Source organism: Pantoea sp. USHLN256 (genome assembly GCF_037149875.1).
Taxonomy (GTDB): Bacteria; Pseudomonadota; Gammaproteobacteria; order Enterobacterales; family Enterobacteriaceae; genus Pantoea; species Pantoea nemavictus.
Window position 1 is genome coordinate 47,654 of sequence record NZ_JBBCQO010000010.1, and the last position, 20,096, is coordinate 67,749.

The 20,096-nt window shown below is 56.8% G+C and carries 10 protein-coding genes; 7 read left to right on the top strand and 3 right to left on the bottom strand.

Annotated features, from left to right (window positions below; genetic code table 11):
- Positions 1 to 105 precede the first annotated feature (105 nt).
- Positions 106 to 1,359, top strand: coding sequence for a diaminopimelate decarboxylase (gene lysA / locus WFL93_RS19920; protein ID WP_336778872.1), 1,254 nt, complete (start codon positions 106 to 108; stop codon positions 1,357 to 1,359).
- Positions 1,359 to 1,808 (top strand): GNAT family N-acetyltransferase, encoded by a 450-nt coding sequence (locus tag WFL93_RS19925; RefSeq protein WP_336778873.1) that lies wholly within the window; start codon positions 1,359 to 1,361, stop codon positions 1,806 to 1,808. Before lysA ends, WFL93_RS19925 begins: the two co-directional genes overlap by 1 nt.
- 83 nt (positions 1,809 to 1,891) lie before the next feature.
- On the opposite strand, the gene galR is transcribed toward WFL93_RS19925, so the two are convergent.
- Positions 1,892 to 2,893 (bottom strand): HTH-type transcriptional regulator GalR, encoded by a 1,002-nt coding sequence (gene galR, locus WFL93_RS19930; RefSeq protein ID WP_036622264.1) that lies wholly within the window; start codon positions 2,891 to 2,893, stop codon positions 1,892 to 1,894.
- 196 nt (positions 2,894 to 3,089) lie between these two features.
- On the opposite strand from galR, the gene WFL93_RS19935 reads away from it, so the two are divergent.
- Positions 3,090 to 5,363 carry a molybdopterin-dependent oxidoreductase gene (locus WFL93_RS19935; protein WP_336778874.1) on the top strand — a complete coding sequence of 758 codons (2,274 nt, stop codon included), beginning with the start codon at positions 3,090 to 3,092 and terminating at the stop codon, positions 5,361 to 5,363.
- 256 nt (positions 5,364 to 5,619) lie between these two features.
- Positions 5,620 to 7,350, top strand: a complete 1,731-nt coding sequence (locus tag WFL93_RS19940; protein WP_336778875.1) for a penicillin-binding transpeptidase domain-containing protein — start codon at positions 5,620 to 5,622, stop codon at positions 7,348 to 7,350.
- Positions 7,351 to 7,937: 587 nt separating this feature from the next.
- Here WFL93_RS19940 and WFL93_RS19945 read toward each other — a convergent pair.
- Positions 7,938 to 10,466: an Ig-like domain-containing protein gene (locus WFL93_RS19945; RefSeq protein ID WP_336778876.1), complete on the bottom strand. Its 2,529-nt coding sequence runs from the start codon at positions 10,464 to 10,466 to the stop codon at positions 7,938 to 7,940.
- 411 nt (positions 10,467 to 10,877) lie between these two features.
- Entirely contained in the window at positions 10,878 to 13,427 is a 2,550-nt protein-coding gene (locus tag WFL93_RS19950) for an Ig-like domain-containing protein (protein ID WP_336778877.1), read from the bottom strand.
- A gap of 649 nt (positions 13,428 to 14,076) precedes the next feature.
- Here WFL93_RS19950 and WFL93_RS19955 point away from each other — a divergent pair.
- The 3 genes from WFL93_RS19955 (at position 14,077) to WFL93_RS19965 (ending at position 20,042) form a co-directional block, all read left to right on the top strand.
- Positions 14,077 to 15,213, top strand: coding sequence for an efflux RND transporter periplasmic adaptor subunit (locus WFL93_RS19955; protein WP_336778878.1), 1,137 nt, complete (start codon positions 14,077 to 14,079; stop codon positions 15,211 to 15,213).
- A gap of 9 nt (positions 15,214 to 15,222) precedes the next feature.
- Positions 15,223 to 18,354, top strand: coding sequence for an efflux RND transporter permease subunit (locus tag WFL93_RS19960; protein ID WP_336778879.1), 3,132 nt, complete (start codon positions 15,223 to 15,225; stop codon positions 18,352 to 18,354).
- Positions 18,355 to 18,641: 287 nt separating this feature from the next.
- Positions 18,642 to 20,042 carry an efflux transporter outer membrane subunit gene (locus tag WFL93_RS19965; protein WP_336778880.1) on the top strand — a complete coding sequence of 467 codons (1,401 nt, stop codon included), beginning with the start codon at positions 18,642 to 18,644 and terminating at the stop codon, positions 20,040 to 20,042.
- Positions 20,043 to 20,096: the final 54 nt, after the last annotated feature.

Consider the following 20,096-nt stretch of genomic DNA (forward strand, 5'->3'; position numbering starts at 1 on the left):
CCTCCGCTAAAGCCATATCATATTTGTATAGATGTCGCTAAAACAGATATTTTTCTGAATCGCTATGCTATGGCTAAATAGGGGTAATGACACAGGAGAATTGAGATGCCACGTCCACTGAACAACACCGAAACGGCGTTAACCGCCGCCCATTTACTGCCGCTGGCACAGCGTTATAGCGGTCCATTCTGGGCTTATGATGCGGCGATTATTCAGCAGCGCATTGCCCAGCTGAGCGCGTTCGACGTGGTGCGTTTTGCGCAGAAGGCCTGCTCAAATATTCACATCCTGCGCCTGATGCGCGCGGCCGGCGTTAAAGTCGATTCGGTTTCGCTGGGTGAGATCGAGCGCGCCATTGCCGCCGGTTATCAGCCGGGCGGCGAAGATATTGTTTTCACCGCCGACGTGTTCGACCAGCCGACGCTGGCGCGCATTGCCGAGCTGAAGGTGCCGGTTAACGCCGGTTCAGTGGATATGCTGCATCAGTTAGGTGACGCGTCGCCAGGCCACGCGGTGTGGCTGCGCATCAATCCCGGTTTTGGTCACGGCCACAGCCAGAAAACCAACACCGGCGGTGAGAACAGTAAGCACGGCATCTGGCACAGCGATCTGCCGCTGGCGCTGGCGGCGATTCAGCAGCACGGCCTGCGTCTGGTTGGTTTGCATATGCATATCGGTTCTGGCGTTGATTACGGCCATCTGCAGCAGGTGTGCGACGCGATGGTCGATCAGGTGGTGGCGTTTGGTCAGGATCTGACAGCGATCTCGGCAGGCGGCGGTTTGTCGATTCCCTATCGTTATGATGAAGAAGCGATTGATACCCAGCACTATTACGGCTTGTGGAACGGCGCGCGTGATCGTATTGCTGCGCATCTAGGTCATCCCGTGAAGCTGGAGATTGAGCCGGGCCGCTTCCTCGTGGCTGAATCGGGCGTGCTGGTGTCGCAGGTGCGCGCGGTGAAAGCGATGGGCAGCCGTCACTTTGTGCTGGTCGATGCCGGTTTCAGCGATTTGATGCGTCCGTCGATGTACGGCAGCTATCACCACATTTCGCTGCTGCCGGTTGACGGTCGCGCGCTGGGTGATGCAACGATTGAGAGCGTGGTGGCCGGTCCGCTGTGCGAATCCGGCGATGTGTTTACGCAGCTGGAGGGCGGCAAAGTGGAAACCCGCGCGCTGCCTGCGGCGCAGGTGGGTGATTATCTGGTGTTCCACGATACCGGCGCGTATGGCGCGTCGATGTCGTCGAACTACAATAGCCGTCCGCTGATTCCGGAAGTGCTGTTTGAGAATGGCGAGGCGCGGGAAATTCGTCGTGCGCAGACCATTCAGGAGCTGCTGGCGCTGGAACTGAACTGATGAAGATCGTTGCGCTCAGCGCGGTGCCGCACCACGCCACGCAGATCACCGATTGGCTGTGGCAGGCGTTTGGCGATGGTACCTCGCGCGAGTTTTACGACAGCATCGTGCGCAGCAGCCTCAACGACGCCGATTTTCCGGTGACCTTTGTGGCGCTCGACGGCGATACGCCGCTGGGTACGGTGGGATTTTGGCGCTGCGATTTGATCAGCCGCCAGGATCTGACGCCGTGGGTGGCGGCGCTGTACGTTGAGGAGTCGGCGCGCGGCAAGGGTTTGAGCGAAGCGCTGCAGCAGCATGTGATTGCGTTCGCGCGACAGCGCGGTTATGACAAGTTGTGGCTATGGTCGACGTTTGGCGGTTATTACGAACGTTTCGGCTGGCAGTATCAGTGCGAGGCGCTGGAGTTCCCGGATGTGCGGGTGAAGGTGTACGCGCGGGATTTGTAGTTGCACAACGCACTGAATCGTAGCGGCGCGATTTATCGCGCAATAAATTGCGCCGCTACAAATTGTGCGGCGCGCAATCTTGCTTAACCCGGCCCACTCACCGAATGCCGTCTCACCAGCGTTGGGCTGAACATATTCGTCACTTCCGGCATCTCGCCGCCATTGGCTAACGCCAGCGCCAGCTGCGCGGCCTGTTGCGCCATGGTCACAATCGGATAGCGCACCGTGGTCAATCTTGGACGCACATAACGCGACACCAGCACATCATCAAAACCAATCAGCGACATCTCTTCCGGCACGCGAATACCGTTATCGCTTAGCACCGCCAGCGCACCGGCCGCCATCGAATCGTTGTAACAGGCCACCGCCGTAAACTGCTTGCCGCGTCCCATCAACTCGGTCATCGCCTGCTCGCCGCCGACTTCGTCCGGTTCGCCCCACGCCACCAAACGATCGTTACACGGCAAACCGTGCTCTTTCAGCGCATCGTAATAACCCTGCAGGCGATCTTCAGCATCCGAAATAGTGTGCGTAGAACAGATAAAGGCGATCTGCGTGTGGCCTTGCTGAATCAGATGACGGGTTGCCAGCCACGCGCCGTAGCGGTCATCCAGCGCGATGCAGCGCGTTTCGAAGCCTTTCAACAGGCGATTCAGCAGCACCATGCCTGGCACCTGCTTCATCAGCATCTCTAAATCGTCGTCGGGGATTTTCTTGGCGTGCACCACCAGCGCGGCGCAGCGATGACGCATCAGCTGCTCAATGGCCTGACGCTCTTTTTGCTCATTGTGGTAACCGTTACCAATCAGCAAAAAGTTGCCGGTCTGGCCCGCAACCTCATCCACCGCTTTGACCATCGCGCCAAAAAACGGATCGGACACATCGCCCACCACTAAACCGAGGGTTTCGGTAGATTGCTGCGCCAGGGCGCGCGCATTGGCGTTCGGGTGATACTGCAACTGCTCCATTGCCTGGGTTACGGCGAGGCGCGAACTCTCGCTGGCTTTGGGCGAATTATTGATGACGCGGGAAACGGTCGCGACCGAAACCCCCGCCATGCGGGCAACATCCTTAATGGTAGCCATGCGATTATCGACATCCGGGAAAACGTTTACACATGCCATCAGTGTTACGGAAAAGCCACCCTGTAGCAACCCGCCAGAATGCCAGCGCTGTCGCAAAAGCACGGAAAATCAGGCGCTCACGGCCGCGCTTTAGCTCAGTCACAGGCTCATGTTATGCTGCCAGACATCATCACACCTGCCTGCTGGACCCAAAACCATGAAAACTCGCGTGCCACATCTGGCGCACTGGGGCGCTTTTACCGCCGTCACCGAAAACCATCGCCTGATTGGCTGTGAACCGTTCTTCGCCGATGCCGATCCGTCGCCAATGCTTAACACCATTCCTGAACTGGTCTATTCGGATAAACGTATTCGTCAGCCGATGGTGCGTCGTTCCTGGCTTAAGTCACGCGAGAACAGCGACCGCACCTTGCGCGGCCGCGAAGATTTTGTGGCGGTGGATTGGGATACCGCGCTGGATCTGGTGGCGGAAGAGAATCGCCGCGTGCGCGATCGCTACGGCGCATCGGGCATTTTCAACGGCTCTTACGGCTGGTCATCGGCGGGGCGCGTCAATCACGCGCGCACGCTGATTCGTCGCTTCTATTTTCAGGGCGGCGGCGGGGTCGATCAGCAAGGCAACTACAGCTGGGGCGCGGCGCAGTTCTTCCTGCCATATGTGATTGGCACCTACATGCCGCTGACCGGTCGCGTCACCGACTGGCCGGAAGTGGTGGAGCACGCCGAGATCTTCATCGCCTTTGGCGGTCTGGCGCTGAAAAATGCCCAAGTGGCGTCCGGCGGAGCAGGGCAGCACAGCCTGAAACCGGCGCTGGAGCAGCTTAGCGCCAAAGGCACGCCGATCATCAATATCAGCCCGATGCGCGATGATTGTCCGGCGTTCGTTAATGCCGAATGGATTGCCATTCGCCCGAACACCGACGTGGCGCTGATGCTGGCGCTGGGCTATGAAATCACCCGTCGCAACGGCATTGATGAAGGCTTCCTTGCTAGCCACTGCACCGGCTGGCCGCAGCTGCGCGGCTATCTGTTGGGCGAAAGCGATGGCATGGCCAAAACGCCGGAGTGGGCGAGCGCGATTACCGGCATTCCGGCGGCGCGCATCGCTCTGCTGGTGCAGCAGTTAATGGGCAAACGCAGCTTTATTACCTGCTCCTATTCGGTCCAGCGCGCGCATCGCGGCGAGCAGCCGTACTGGATGATGATTGCGCTGTCGTCGATGCTCGGCCAGCCGGGTTTGCCGGGCGGCGGCTTCTCGTTTGGTCACGGTTCGATGAACAGCGTCGGCAATCCGCGTCAGGATGGCCCGGCACCGATGATGAGCACCGGCCCGAATCCGGGCAATCTATCGATTCCGGTGGCGCGCATCAGCGACATGCTGCTCAATCCCGGCCAGCCGTATCACTTCCAGGGCGAAACCCAACACTATCCGGATATTCACTTAGTGCACTGGGCGGGCGGCAATCCGTTCCATCATCACCAGCAGCTCAATCGTCTGGTGGAGGGCTGGCAGCGTCCGGATACCGTGATTGTGCAGGATATTGTCTGGACGCCAGCGGCGCAGATGGCGGATATCGTGTTGCCCGCCACCACTACGCTGGAGCGCAACGACATCGGCGGATCGTCGCGCGATCGCTTCGTGCTGGCGATGCATCAGGCGATCAAGCCGCAGCATCAGGCGCGCAACGATTTCGATATCTTTGCCGATATCGCCGATCGTCTCGGCTATCGCGATGTGTTTACCGAAGGCCGCAACGAGATGCAGTGGATTGAGCATCTGTATCAGCAGTGCGCCACCGCGCATGCGCGCCGTGATATCCATTTCCCGGAGTTTGGCGAATTTTGGCAGCGCGGTTTTGTCGAGATCCCCGCAGGCGGCAAGCCGTTCGTATTTATGGATGATTTCCGCGCCAATCCAGAAACGCACCCGATTCAAACCGCCAGCGGCAAGATTGAGCTGTTCTGTCAGACCATCGCCGATTATCAACTGGACGATTTCGCCGGACATCCCGAGTGGCGCGAGCCGCAGGAGTGGCTCGGTGCGCCGCTTAGCGCGCAGTTCCCGCTGCATATGATCTCCATTCAGCCGTCGGATCGTCTGCACAGCCAGATGGACGCCACCGCCACGGTGCAGGGCAATAAAACTGCCGGCCATGAAACGCTGTATATGCATCCGCAGGATGCGGCAACACGCGATATTCAGGACGGCGATGAGATTGAAGTCAGCAACGCGCGGGGCCGCATGCTGGCTGGCGTGCGCCTCACCGACGGTTTAACGCCGGGCGTGGTGATTATCGCCACCGGTGCCTGGTTTGATCCTGGATTTGGTCGCGCGTGGCAGCCGTGGGATCGCGCCGGCAACCCCAATGTCCTGACGCTGGATATCGGCACCTCGTCGTTAACTCAGGGGCCGAACGCCATGAGTTGCCTGGTGGAAATCAAAAAACATCGGATTTGCACAAACGGTTAACAATCTCACCGCTGGTTACATTTTGCGGGTAACTGTTGCGTTTAGGCGATGGTTTCTCATCGTGCCGCCTTGCTACAGTCAGGGTCCCAGAGGTATTGATGGGTGAACATCAAAAAGTTTTCTTGATTACACCGACCTGCGCAGATGCGCAGGTTTTTTTTTGCTTAACGAACTGATACATAGTTTCTCTGTCAACTGCGTTTACGTTTCTTTATAACTGCTGGCATTAAGCCTTACTTTATCGCAGTGGATCTTTATGGCCCCTATTAAAAAACTTCTGGGAAAAGACCAGATAAAAGCGCCCTTCAACCCGTTTCGTTTTCGCCTGATCTGCCTTGGCGTTTTCTGCTGTCTGGTCCTGTTACTGATCTGCGTGGGTGACCTGCAGCTGATCAAGCATCCGATGCTGGAGCACGAAGCCGATCAGCGCTCGCTGCGCACCGTGACGCTGCCGACTAACCGTGGCACCTTATTGGATCGTGACGGCCAGGCGCTGGCGCTCAGCGTACCGGCGCGCGATATCATCGCCGATCCAATGCGCGTGCTGGAGGCCAATCCTGATTTCACCAGCGCCAAATGGGCCTATCTGGCGGCGGCGCTCAATCAGCGGCCGGAAGATCTGCGCGCGGCCATCACCGCCAACCCGAAAAAGCGCTTCCTCTATCTGGGCCGTAAAATCGAACTTGGCATCGCCAAAGACATCGCCGAACTGAAACTGAAAGGCATCAGCTCGGTGTATAACGACAGCCGTTTCTATCCGATGAGTGAAGCGGCGGCGCCGTTGATTGGTATCGTCGGCGCCGACAGCAACGGCCTGAACGGCATCGAAAAAGGCTTCGACCATGTGTTGCAGGGCGATCCGGGCAAAGAGGTTTATCGTCAGGATGGTGAAGGCAACATCATCGCGATGATCGATTACCAGCCGCCACAACAGCCGCCAACGGTGCAGCTCAGCATCGATAAGTTCGACCAGTTCACGCTCTACAGCAAACTGCGCGACGGCGTGCTGCTGAACAAAGCCGATTCGGGCGCAGCGGTGCTGGTGAAGATCGATACCGGCGAGATTCTGGCGATGGCCTCTTATCCATCGTTCAACCCGAATAACTATGAAAACGCCACGCCAGCGCAGATGCGTAACTCGGCGATCAACGACAGCTACGAACCCGGCTCCACGGTAAAACCGCTGGTGGTGATGGAAGGGCTGGAGCGCCATCTGGTGCGCGCCGATTCGGTGATCGATACCACGCCGTACAGCGTTAATGGCCACCTGATCCGCGACGTCGGCCACTGGCCGCGCCTCACCATGACCGGCATTCTGCAGAAATCGAGTGATATCGGCGTGTCGCACATTGCGCTGGCGATGCCCGCCGAAGCGCTGGTGAATACCTATCAGGCGTTTGGCTTGGGTAAACCGACCGGGCTGGGATTGACCGGCGAAAGCGTTGGCTACTTCCCGCTGCACCGCGAGCGCTGGGCGGATATTGAACGCGCGACCTTTGCCTTCGGCTACGGTCTGCGCGTCACGCCGCTGCAGATTGCGCGTGAATACGCCACGCTCGGTTCTTATGGCGTGTATCGTCCGCTGTCGATCACCAAAGTGACGCCGCCGGTGCTGGGCAAGCAGGTGGCGAATCCGCAGGTGGTACAAACCGTGGTGCATATGCTGGAGAGCGACGTGCTGCCAGGCGGCACCGGGGTGCGCGCGGCGGTGCCGGGTTATCGACTGGCGACCAAAACCGGTACCGCCGAGAAGATGGGCAGCAGCGGCAAGTACGATGGCGGCTATATCAACTACACCGCCGGCATCGCACCGGCCAGCCATCCGGAAGTGGCGCTGGTGGTGATGATTAACCATCCTACGGCGGGCGATCACTTCGGTGGTTCGGTGGCGGCGCCGATTTTCGGCAATATTATGGGGCCGGTGCTGAAACACATGAACGTGGCGCCGGATGCGATTTACAGCAAACCGACCTCGGATAAATCTTAGTTAAATCAAAAGTGTAATTGCGCTGTGGAGAATATTCACACCTCGTTTCACTTCGCCGAACACCGTTGCTTTTTGCACCTGTCTTTCAGCGGCTGATCGGTGCCAATATGGTCATCCCAGAGGTATTGATGGGTGTGAAAACAACGCTGCCGTGCAGCACCCCTGTTATTACACCAACCCACGCAGATGCGTGGGTTTTTTTTGCCTGTAATTCGGTGGGTGTTGTGGGTTGGGATATGTGAGTGGGTCGCCATGCAGTTATAAACCGGGCTGATAGGTAACAGTTTGCTCGCTGTAGTTAGAATGTGCTTGCTGCCCCCCATCCCGGCCTTCCCCCGCAAGCGGGGGAAGGAGATGCTGCCACATGCCGCTTCAGAACTAACATATGGCACATCTTCCTCCCCCGCTCGCGGGGGAGGACCGAGGAGGGGGACAGCAAGCACGTACCGAGGAGGGGGACAGCGAGCACGGATCGAGGGGGGACAGCCAGTACACATCTCAAAACAAAAAAAGCCACACCGAAGTGTGGCTTTGGGTTATTGCTGTGTGCGTCTGAATACATAGACGAAGTTAAGGGTACTGCTTTGTTACACCAGTTCGGTTTTCACGCCTTGCTGGATAAGGAGCTCGGCGTCATCGCCGTGGCTATAAACGTTGTACTCAACACCGGCAACGGTGACGGTGCCGTCCTGATGCACCCACTCGCTGACGTCGTAGCCTTCCGGCAGGATGTCTTTCAGCTGCACGGTATCGCCTGCATCGCCGCGCACCAGCAGCTGGGTTTTGCCGTCGTCGATAAACAGGTTTTTCTCGCCGTGCTGCAGCAGGCTGTTGATATCCACCACCAGGGTGTTATCGCCGTCGCCGCTGATATCGAACACTTCAATCGACTGGATGTCGGCGCTGTGCGCGCTGAGATCGAGCAGCTGATCATGACCGGTCAGATACAGTTCATCGGTCTGACCTTCGTGGCCGATAATGGCGGACGAGGTGAGATCGTCGATGGCATCCACTGTGTGGATGGTGTCGTCTGTAAAAATAATGCTTGAGGTTTTAGAGTCAGGATATCCATATTTAATGTTATCCATCCAGAAAGGTTGTGCTGGACCAACAAAAGATAATTTGTGTATATATGTATTTCCATCAAGCTCAGTGAAGCTACCGTTATTAACGGTTAACACTGCTTTTGCATTTAAGGTTACATCTTTATATACGGTTGTTTCACCTGAACCATTAGATAGATAAAAAGTTAGGCCAAGCTTTATCGTTATTTTCTCGTTGTTAGGATTGTACAAATCGACACTTAAATTAGTCGGAGGTGTTTTGATAAATTGCAATATCATGGCAGTAGTCGGCCTGTTTATATCAACTTTTGCGCTCAATGCTGTTCTATTAAACGATGCTGGTCCATTAGCTGCGTCAACATATTCGAAGCCATATTTGTTAGCCCATATTTCAACATTATGATTATCAAAGTGAAGAGTTCCGTCAATACTTCCACCTTCATGGAGGGTTTCAAAATCAATCATTTTCGAATAATTTCCCCCAGAAGTTTCACTTTTTAGCGTCAAATCAAACGCACTTTCCCAGCGGGTTCCGCCTTCTTTTTTAACCTCAAAGGTCCAGTCACCTTCTGTCAGCTTTTTAGGCGGCGTCCATAACCATGTACCTTGCGCATTGACGTTCACGTCATAGGTTTTTGAATTGTCACCCGTTGCACGTATCTGAATGGTGGTGTTCGCCGTACCGGTACCGTTCAGCGTTGGGGTAAGATCGTCGGTAGTCTCACCGTCATATACCTTTCCTTTATCAATACCGAAGTTATCACGGGCATAATCAATCTCTGGCCCCGCAGCCCCCGCGCCTTCCAGGATCAGCTTAAATGCAGTGCCCGGTGTTGCGCTGGCATCTTTCTTAACCTGGAATGACCAGCTGCCGGTGGTCAGGTTAGCATCTGGCGTAAAGTTCCAGTTGCCGAATGCATCAACCTTTGCCGAGTATTTATTGGGGGTTGCCAGCAGTGGATGGGCCGCATCTATATAGACAATGCTGTTGGCTTCACCGCGGCCGCGCAGGGTCGGTGTAAAGTCGTCAGTGATCGCGCCGTTCGTCAGCTTGCCGGTGGTGCCCACGTCATCCCAGGCGTCAACGATGGTGGTTTTAGTGCCGACATTGCTGGTTTCGACCAGCTCCAGCACAAACTGCGCCGAGCTGACGTCGCCGTTGCGCGCCTCGAAATCGTACTTGCCGGCGGCAATATTGCTGCCCGCTTCCCAGCTCCAGCTTGAGCCAGTCACGGTGGCCGCGCCGCCGGGGATCCACGCGCCGGACGTGCCTGTAAGGCGGTAGTAAACCGTGACGGCATCGCCGCCGGTAACAGTGCCTTTAAGAATTGGCGTCTGGTCATCGGTGATGGCGCCGTTTTTCAGGTCACCGGTTGCGGTGCCGAAGTTGTCCTCTGCGCCGGTAATCTCAACGGTCACCGGTTGTGGCGTGCCGCCCTCGACGTTGATCACAAACGCATCAGAAACCACACCTTCACGCAGGTCGCCGGCGAAGATTTCGTCGGCGCGCAGGCGCAGCGTGTTGGTGCCTTCTTTCAGGTCGGTTGACGGCTCGATGGTCCATTTACCGGTCACCGCATCGGCTTTTGCCGTGCCGATGGTTTTGCCATCTTCATCCAGCAGATAGACGGTGGTGCCGGGCTGCGCGAGGCCGGTCAGGGTTGGACGGGTATCATCGGTGATGCCACCTTTGTCGAAGCTGCCGATTTCGCCGACGTCATCGTAGAGGTTGAGCAGGTCTGGCGCTGTCGGTGGCGTGGTATCAACCACGATGCTGAGCGGGGTGTAGTCTTCAGACTGCAAGCCGCCCTTATCAACGTTGTACATCACGGCGTTGTAGGTGCCGTCCAGTAAATCTTCCGGTGTGGTCCAGTGCCAGTTGCCGTCTTCCTCGATGATGGTGGAGAAGTGCTGATTGTTGATGATGATGTGCACCACGACACCTGCTTCTTCAGGGTCACGAGCATCCTCCCGGGATTCAAAGGCGATCTTGCCGGTGGCGAACTCTACAACAACGGTTTCGATCGGGTCGAAAAGCTTATTGATTTTCATAAATGCGTTACCTGATGTGGAATGGGTAATAATTTGTGGATTTAGCGGCCGCTAGTGACCTGGATTAGGAGAATGCCTAAAAACGACGCAAAGCACGTATGAGAAACGTCTGCTCCTTGCCGGGAGATATGGGCTGGTCGCCATTAATGGCGACCCTACAACGCATCGGTGCAGGTTTGGTCGCCGGAGCATTGATACGCAGATGACTGATAATCAGGGTATTTATCAAGAATGTGGACTGATGCGTACCTGGCTGAAAACCGGCGCTTTTTTGTAGGGTGGGCATTCATGCCCACCGGGTTTTACCAGCAAGCAGGCCTATCAAAAACAAAAAAAGCCACACCGAAGTGTGGCTTTGGGTTATTGCTGTGTGCGTCTGAATACATAGACGAAGTTAAGGGTACTGCTTTGTTACACCAGTTCGGTTTTAACGCCTTGCTGGATGAGGAGCTCGGCGTCATCGCCGTGGCTATAAACGTTGTACTCAACACCGGCAACGGTGACGGTGCCGTCCTGATGCACCCACTCGCTGACGTCGCTGCCTTCCGGCAGGATATCTTTCAGCTGCACGGTGTCGCCTGCGTCACCGCGCACCAGCAGCTGGGTTTTGCCGTCATCGATAAACAGATCTTTCTCGCCGTGCTGCAGCAGGCTGTTGATATCCACCACCAGGGTGTTATCGCCGTCGCCGCTGATATCGAACACTTCAATCGACTGGATTTCTGCGCTGTGCGCGCTGAGATCGAGCAGCTGATCGTGGCCGGTCAGATAGAGTTCGTCGGTCTGACCTTCGTGGCCGATAATGGCGGACGAGGTGAGATCGTCGATAGTATCGATTGTGTGGATAGCATCGTTGTCTTCGGAAAATAAAGAACTTGAAGTTCTGGTTGATAATTCATAGCGGAAATTGTCAAGCCAGATATCATGCCCAGAAGGATATGATAGATTTTCATTAAATATCAACGTATTTAGCCCAACGCTAAAATCTAACGATGGGAAATTGGCATCACTCACTGTCGTTAACTTTCCGGGTAATAAAGTAACTGTAATGCTTTTAAAGTTATTACCATCAGAACCAGTAGAAGCACGTATAATATATTCGATGGCTACTGAGTTTGGATTATAGATATCAACGCTAAATTTCGTAGGAACTGGTTTTCTGGTTTCATGACCACGAGCAAGAAATGCAACATAGTAAGGAGTTCTCAAAGCATGATCGCCGAATGAGGCTGGTCCATTGTTTATTTCAATAACATTCGCAAGCTGTTCTGTTCTGGCACCACTAAAACCTGAGAGGGTACTAAAATCATCGTTAATTATACGTTTTTCGGAAATAGGAGATACATCACCTCCACCTGTTAGTAAAGTTTCAAAGTCTAGAATTCCTGAACTTGAATTTCCACTTTTTAAAGTCAAATCAAACGCACTTTCCCAGCGGGTTCCGCCTTCTTTTTTAACCTCAAATTTCCAGTTGCCCTGCGCCATATCAGCGGTAGGGGACCACGACCAATCGCCGTACTGATTGACCTTAACGCTCACGGGGTCCATGGAACCCACATCAGACGTTGCGCGCAGTTTAATCGTGGTGTTCGCCGTGCCGGTACCGATCAGTTTCGGCGTCAGATCGTCGGTGGAATCGCCACTGATCAGGTCTTTTGGCGTACCAAAGTCGTCCTTGCCAGACTCAATCTCCGGTCCCGATGCATTATTCCTTTCCAGAATCAGCTTAAACGCAGTGCTCGGCGTAGCGGAGGCGTCTTTCTTCACCTGGAACGACCAGCTGCCGGTGGTCAGATTATTGTCTGGCGTAAATTTCCAGTTGCCGGATGCATCAACCTGAGCGGTGAAATTTTTGGTACCTTCCAGCGCATGCTTTGCCACCAGATAGACAACGCTGTTGGCTTCGCCGCGGCCACGCAGGGTCGGTGTAAAGTCGTCGGTGATCGCGCCGCTCGTCAGCTTGCCGGTGGTGCCCACGTCATCCCAGGCGTCAACGATAGTGGTTTTAGTGCTCAAACCGCTGCCAGTCGCCAGCTCCAGCACAAACTGCGCCGAGCTGACGTCGCCGTTGCGCGCCTCGAAATCGTACTTGCCGGCGGCGATGTTGCTGCCCGCTTCCCAGCTCCAGCTGTTGCCGGTCACGGTGGCTGCGCCGCCGGGGATCCACGCGCCGGACGTGCCTGTAAGGCGGTAGTAAACGGTAACGGTATCACCGCCGGTGACGGTGCCTTTGAGGATTGGCGTCTGGTCATCGGTGATGGCGCCGTTTTCCAGGTCACCAGTGGCGGTGCCGAAGTTATCCTCTGCGCCGGTAATCTCAACGGTCACCGGTTGTGGCGTGCCGCCCTCGACGTTAATCACAAACGCATCCGAAACCACGCCTTCACGCAGCTTGTTCGCGAACATCTCGTCAGAGCGCAGGCGCAGCGAGTTGACGCCTTCTTTCAGGTCTGTTGTAGGCTCGATGGTCCAGATACCGCTTTCTTTGTCTGCCACGGCGCTGCCGAGCTTGTTGCCTGCTTCATCCAACAGATAAACGGTGGTGCCTTTTTGCGCCACGCCGGTCAGGGTTGGACGGGTGTCATCGGTGATGCCGCCTTTATCGAAGCTGCCGGTTTCGCCGACGTCATCGAACAGATTAAGCAGTGTTGGTGCGACTGGCGGCTTGGTATCAACCACGATGCTGAGCGGGGTGTAGTCTTCCGACTGCAAGCCGCCCTTATCAACGTTGTACATCACGGCGTTGTAGGTGCCGTCCGGTAAATCTTCCGGCGCGGTCCAGTGCCAGTTGCCGTCTGCCTCGATGATGGTGGAGAAGTGCTGATCGTTGATGATGATGTGCACCACGACGCCTGCTTCTTCAGGGTCGCGAGCATCCTCCCGGGATTCAAAGGCGATCTTGCCGGTGGCGAACTCTACAACAACGGTTTCGATCGGGTCGAAAAGCTTATTAATTTTCATACATGCGTTACCTGATGTGGAATGGGTAATAAGTTGTGGATTTAGCGGCCGCTAGTGACCTGGATTAGGAGAATGCCTAAAAACGATGCAAGGGACGTATGAGAAACGTCTGCTCCTGAAGGGGGTAAATCTGGTGCTCGCTGTCCCCCTCCTCGGTCCTCCCCCATAAATGGGGGAGGAAGACGCTGCCAGATGTGCGTTGGGGAGCGGCATGTGGCAGCGTCTCCTTCCCCCGCTGGCGGGGGAAGGCCGGAATGGGGGATAGCGAGCACATGCAAAATTGCAGGCCCGCCTCCGCCGATAGCGAACGAAATTCGTGCCGAGCAGTTTGCCGGTCGCCATTAATGGCGCCCCTACAAAACCGGTGAGTCCGGATGTGATGATGGTCGTAATACAAAACCGGTGAGTCCGGATGGGATGATTGTCGTAATACAAAACCGGTGAGTCCGGGTGGGATGATGGTCGTACGCTGTGAAACCCACAAAACGCTAAAAATTCCAACGTTTTATGGCACGAAAGGTTTACCATTTTCCTTTGGAAAATATATTTTACGCAACCTTAACAACCGCGCGTTTCCCGCCTCCCTACAATGACCCTCCAGAGTCATTCCCTTCGTGACTATTCACCTCCTATCTTTTAGAGAACAACTATGCGCCTGAAACTTCTTTCTGCCAGCGCGGTGTTTTTACTGGCAGCCTGTGACCAGGGCGGAGCCAAGCCCGCCGCACCCGCAACGCCGCAGGTTGGTGTTGTGAACCTGAAAGCGCAACCCGTTACGCTTGTCACCCAGCTGCCGGGCCGAACCACGGCGGTGCGTACCGCGCAGGTGCGTCCGCAAGTCAGCGGCGTGATTGAAAAAATCCTGTTTACCGAAGGCGGCGAAGTGAAAGCCGGTCAGCCGCTGTATCAGATCGATCCCGCCACCTACCAAGCGGCCTACGACAAAGCGATGGCAACCTGGCAAAACGATGCGATGGTGGTGAAACGCTATCAGCCGCTGGCCAGCGCGCACGCCATCAGCCAGCAAACTTACGACGATGCCGTGGCCGCCGCGCGTGCAGCGCAGGCCGATGTGGAAACCGCTAAGGTCAATCTTGATTACACGCTGGTGAAAGCGCCGATTGCCGGCCACATCAGCCGTTCGCTGTATACCGCCGGTGCGCTGGTCACCAACGGTCAAACCGACTATCTCGCCACCATTACCCAGCTCGATCCGATCTACGTCGATGTCAGTGAATCGGCGACCGATCTGCTGCGACTGCGCCGCGCGCTGGCCGACGGCAAAATTGCCAAAGTGGATGACAACACCGCCGCGGTGGGCTTGACGCTGGAAGACAACAGCCAGTACGGCGAGCAGGGCAAGCTGGCGTTTTCAGAAGTGAACGTCGATACCGCCACCGGCACCGTGGTGCTGCGCGCGGTGTTCCCCAACGCGCACAACGAACTGCTGCCCGGCATGTACGTGCACGCCAGCTTCCCGCAGGGCATTCAGCAGCAGGGCATTTTGCTGCCGCAGGAGGCGATCATGCATGACAGCAAAGGTCAGCCGTATGTCTTCGTGGTGAAAAGCGACAGCACCATCGAGCAGCGCAGCATCCACACCGGCGAGATGATCAAAGGAGAATGGCTGGTGACGGCGGGCCTGCAGCAGGGGGAAAACGTGGTGGTGAATAACCTGCAAAGCGTGCGCAACGGGGTGAAAGTCACCACCGCCGCCGCCAACACCAACGACACGCCATCCGCCAATGCGGTCAGTCTGTCGATGACTGACGCAGCAGCGCAATAAGGGGGCGGCATGTCGAAGTTTTTTATTGAACGTCCGATCTTTGCCTGGGTTATCGCGATTATCGTGATGCTGGTGGGCGCAATCGCTGCCATCAGCCTGCCGGTCAATCAATATCCCAACATCTCCGCGCCTGCGGTCTCTATTTCGGTGACCTATCCGGGTGCCAGCGCCGAAACCACGCAAAACACCGTGGTGCAGGTGATTGAGCAGCAGCTCAACGGCCTGGATGGTTTGCGCTATCTGGAATCAAGCAGCGCCTCGGACGGCAGCGCGCAGATCATCGCCACCTTTAATCAGGGCATTAATCCGGATATCGCCCAGGTGCAGGTGCAGGATCGCGTGTCGCTGGCGGAGTCGCAGCTGCCCACCGACGTGACGCAGCAAGGGATCCGCATCCGTAAATACCAGAAAAACTTCATGATGGTGATCGGGCTGATCTCTAAAGACGGCAAGCTGACCAACGGCGATCTCGCCGACATGCTGGTGTCGAAGCTGGAAGATCCAATCTCGCGCACGCCGGGCGTCGGCGACTTTATGGTGCTGGGATCGGAGTACGCGATGCGCATCTGGCTCGATCCGGCCAGGCTGTACAAATACAACCTGATCCCCAGCGATGTCACCACCGCGATTGATAACCAAAACGTGCAGGTGTCGTCCGGTTCGCTCGGCGGTTTGCCGACCATTCAGGGAGCGAAAACCGAGGCGACGATTCTCGGCAAAACCCGTTTTACTACCGTGCAGCAGTTTGAGAATGTGCTGCTGAAAGTGAACAGCGATGGCTCGCAGGTGCGGCTGAAAGATGTGGCCAGCGTGGCGCTGGGGCCGCAGAGCTACGGCATTGATGCCACGCTGAACGGCAAGCCCGCCGCCGGTATCGCGCTGCGTCTGGCGACCGGTGCTAACGAACTGGATACCGCCAAAGCGGTGCGGCAAACCATCGCCGACTTAAAAGAGTCGCTGCCGGATAACGTCGAGATCCAGTACCCGTACGACACCTCGCCGGTGGTCAGCGCCTCAATCGAAGAGGTAGTGAAAACGCTGATCGAAGCGGTAGTTTTAGTGTTCTTCGTGATGCTGATCTTCCTGCAAAACCTGCGCGCTACGCTGATCACCACGCTGGTGGTGCCGGTGGTGCTGCTCGGTACCTTCGGCATTCTGTCGGCGTTTGGTTACAGCATTAACACCTTAACCATGTTCGGCATGGTGCTGGCCATCGGGCTGTTGGTGGATGATGCGATTGTGGTGGTGGAGAACGTCGAGCGCGTAATGCACGAAGAGCAGCTCGACCCGAAAGCCGCCACTATCAAATCGATGCAGCAGATTCAGGGCGCGCTGTTTGGCATCGCGCTGGTGCTGTCGGCGGTGCTGCTGCCGATGGCGTTCTTCTCCGGATCGACCGGTGTGATCTACCGCCAGTTCTCCATCACTATCGTGTCGGCGATGGCGCTGTCGGTGATCATGGCGCTGATCTTTACGCCAGCGCTGTGCGCCACCCTGCTGAAACCGGCGGCGGCGGAGCACAAAACCACTGGCTTCGCCGGCTGGTTCAACCGCAAGTTTGATAGCGGCGCGATGCATTACACCAATGGCGTCAGCAAAGTGATCTCCCGTCGCGGCCTGTTTCTGGTGATCTATCTGGCTATCGTCGGCGTGACGGGCTTTTTGTTCACCCGCGTACCCACCACCTTTCTACCAGCGGAAGATCAGGGCCTGATGATGGTGCAGATGACGCTGCCGGTGAACGCCTCGTCACAGCGTACCCAGCAGGTGATTAACGATCTCAACGCCTATCTGGAGCAGAACGAAGCCTCGGTGGTCACCACCACCTTTGGCGTGGCGGGCTTTAACTTTGCCGGTCGCGGCCAGAGCAACGCCATGGCCTTTGTGCGCCTGAAAGATTGGGGCGATCGTACCCACGGCGGGCAAAGCGTGCAGGATCTCGCCAACCGCGTGATGGCGCACTTCGCTAACTACCAGAACGCCAAAATCTTCGCCATGGTGCCGCCAGCGGTGATGGAGCTGGGCAACGCCACCGGTTTCGATCTCTATCTGCAGGACACCGGCGCGCACAGCCATCAGCAGATGATGGATGCCACGCATCAGCTGATTACGCTGGCGAACAACGATCCGCATCTGGCGCAGGTGCGCCTCAACGGGCTGGAGGATGAACCGCAGTATCAACTGGAGATCAATGACGAGAAGGCCAGCGCGCTCGGCCTGAGCATGACCGACATCAACAACACCTTGTCGGTGGCGTGGGGCTCCAGCTACATCGATCAGTTTATGTATAACGGCCGCGTCAAGGAGGTGTATCTGATGGGCAAAGCGGATTCCCGCGTTACGCCGTCGGATTTGGATAAATGGTACTTCCGCAACAGCAGCGGCAGCATGGTGCCATTCTCCGCCTTTGCCTCGGGAAAATGGGTGTACGGATCGCCACACTTCGAACGCTTTAACGGCTTAACCGCCGAGGAGATCCTTGGGTCACCTGCGCCGGGCCAAAGTACCGGCGAAGCCATGAAAGCGGTAGAACAGCTGGCGAAACAGCTGCCGCACGGTTTCCGCGTGCAGTGGTACGGCATTTCCTATGAGGAGCAGGCGTCCGGTAGCCAAACCACCCAGCTCTATCTGATCTCGATTGTGGTGGTGTTCCTGTGTCTGGCAGCGCTGTATGAGAGCTGGTCGATTCCGTTCTCGGTGATCATGGTGGTGCCGCTCGGCATCCTCGGCACCATCAGCGCGGTGCTGCTGCGCGGTTTGCAGAATGATGTGTTCTTTCAGGTGGGCTTGCTGACCACGGTGGGGCTGGCGGCGAAAAATGCCATCCTGATCGTCGAGTTCGCCAAAGAGCTGCATGAGCGCGAAGGCAAAACGCTGGTGGAAGCGGCGGTAGAAGCGGCGCGACTGCGTATCCGGCCAATCATCATGACTTCGATGGCGTTTATTCTCGGCGTGCTGCCGCTCACCATTTCTAACGGCGCAGGCGCGGGCAGCCAGCACTCGATCGGTACCGCAGTGGCGGGCGGCATGATCACCGCCACCTTCCTCGCCATCTTCTTTGTGCCGATGTTTTACGTGGTGGTTTCACAGCTGTTTGCGCGCAAGAAAAAAACATCCACAGAGGTCGTGCAAGAGCGTTAAGCGGTCGCCATGAATGGCGACCCTACGTGTGAGACGCAGTGAGGTGTTACGTAGGGTGCGCATTAATGCGCACCTGGCAAACTGCACGGCGCAAAGAGTCGCGGCATAAATCACGCGCGCAAGAACTTGTAGCGGCGCAATTTATTGCGCAATGCCGGGATGGGCAAAGTGCCGCCATTAATACGCGCGATGAATCGCGCCGCTACGGCAGCGTGCTCGTATTAGTAGGGTGCGCATTAATGTGCACCTGGCAAACTGCACGGCATAACATATTGAGAATATTGACAATGAACAGTAAAAATCTCCGCCTGGCGCTGTTGCCGCTGGCATTGGTGCTGGCCGGTTGTACGCTGGCGCCGCACTATCAGCGTCCGGCAATGCCGGTGGACGCCAAATACGATCAGCCAACGCCGGTCGGCAACGTCGCCGATCTGCCGTGGCAGAACTTCTTCACCGATGCCACGCTGCGCAACCTGATTCAGCTGTCGCTCGACAACAACCGTGACCTGCGCGTGGCGGCGCTGAATGTCGAAGAGGCGCAGCAGGGCGTGACGGTGCAGCGCGCGGCGATGATGCCGTCAATCAGCGCCAGCGCCAGCCAGACGTCGGCGCATGAACCGGCCAATCTCTACAACACCAAAAGCACCGGCGCGGTGACCTATCACGAACTCAACAGCGGTTTGAACGTCACCTCATGGGAGCTGGACTTCTTTGGCCGCCTGCAGAGCCTGAGCGATCAGGCTCAGGAAACCTACCTGTCGAGCGCCGCCACCGAACGCGCCACGCGCATTTCACTGATTTCGGAAGTGGCGACGGCGTGGCTGACGCTGAGCTCGGATAACGATCTGCTGCATCTGGCGCAACGTACTGCGCAAAGCCAGCAGGAGTCGTATCGCATCACCCAACTCAGCTATAACGGCGGCGCCAGCAGCGCGATGGATCTGGCGCAGGCCGAGAGCACGGTGCGCGCGGCGCAGGCTGACGTAGCGAGCTACACGCGCCAGGTGCGGCAGGATGTTGATGCGCTGCGCCTGCTGGTCGGCACCGATCTGCCCGCCACGCTGCTGTCACACGCCACGCTCGATGCCCACTGGCAGTTCCCGGCGACGCCTGCCGGATTGCCGTCGGATCTGCTGACGCGTCGTCCGGATATCATGGCCGATGAGCATACGTTGAAAGCGGCCAACGCCAATATCGGCGCGGCGCGGGCTGCCTTCTTCCCCAGCATCACGCTAACGGCGTCCGGCGGATCCACCAGCAGCTCGCTCGGCAGTTTGCTGGGCGGCGGCACCGGCGCGTGGTCGTTTATGCCATCGATTAACCTGCCGATTTTTGACGGCGGTAAAAATACCGCTAACCTCAACATCGCGCATATCGAGAAACGCATTGAAATTGCTGACTATGAGAAGGCGATCCAGACCGCATTTAAAGAGGTGAATGATGCGCTGGCCGGGCAGGATACCTGGCAGGATCAGCTGACGGCGCTGCAGCAGGAGGTCGGTGCCAATCAGCGCGACTACGACTATTCCGAATTGCGCTTTAAGCAGGGCGTCGACAATTATCTCAATGTGTTAGTGGCCCAGCGATCGCTTTACAGTTCGCAGCAGTCACTGATCGGCGCGCATCTCGGCCAGCTCAGCCAGAAAATCACCTTGTACAAGGCGCTGGGCGGCGGCTGGCAATCCTGAATCTCTTAACGAAACCCTTACGGTTCGCGTATGGAATTCGCGCGGGCATTCAGC

What these genes read in the sequence shown, in the direction of transcription:
- lysA (WP_336778872.1), top strand. Translation starts at nt 106, where the DNA reads ATGCCACGTCCACTGAACAACACCGAAACGGCGTTAACCGCCGCCCAT.
- WFL93_RS19925 (WP_336778873.1), top strand. Translation starts at nt 1,359, where the DNA reads ATGAAGATCGTTGCGCTCAGCGCGGTGCCGCACCACGCCACGCAGATC.
- galR (WP_036622264.1), bottom strand. Translation starts at nt 2,893, where the DNA reads ATGGCTACCATTAAGGATGTTGCCCGCATGGCGGGGGTTTCGGTCGCG.
- WFL93_RS19935 (WP_336778874.1), top strand. Translation starts at nt 3,090, where the DNA reads ATGAAAACTCGCGTGCCACATCTGGCGCACTGGGGCGCTTTTACCGCC.
- WFL93_RS19940 (WP_336778875.1), top strand. Translation starts at nt 5,620, where the DNA reads ATGGCCCCTATTAAAAAACTTCTGGGAAAAGACCAGATAAAAGCGCCC.
- WFL93_RS19945 (WP_336778876.1), bottom strand. Translation starts at nt 10,466, where the DNA reads ATGAAAATCAATAAGCTTTTCGACCCGATCGAAACCGTTGTTGTAGAG.
- WFL93_RS19950 (WP_336778877.1), bottom strand. Translation starts at nt 13,427, where the DNA reads ATGAAAATTAATAAGCTTTTCGACCCGATCGAAACCGTTGTTGTAGAG.
- WFL93_RS19955 (WP_336778878.1), top strand. Translation starts at nt 14,077, where the DNA reads ATGCGCCTGAAACTTCTTTCTGCCAGCGCGGTGTTTTTACTGGCAGCC.
- WFL93_RS19960 (WP_336778879.1), top strand. Translation starts at nt 15,223, where the DNA reads ATGTCGAAGTTTTTTATTGAACGTCCGATCTTTGCCTGGGTTATCGCG.
- WFL93_RS19965 (WP_336778880.1), top strand. Translation starts at nt 18,642, where the DNA reads ATGAACAGTAAAAATCTCCGCCTGGCGCTGTTGCCGCTGGCATTGGTG.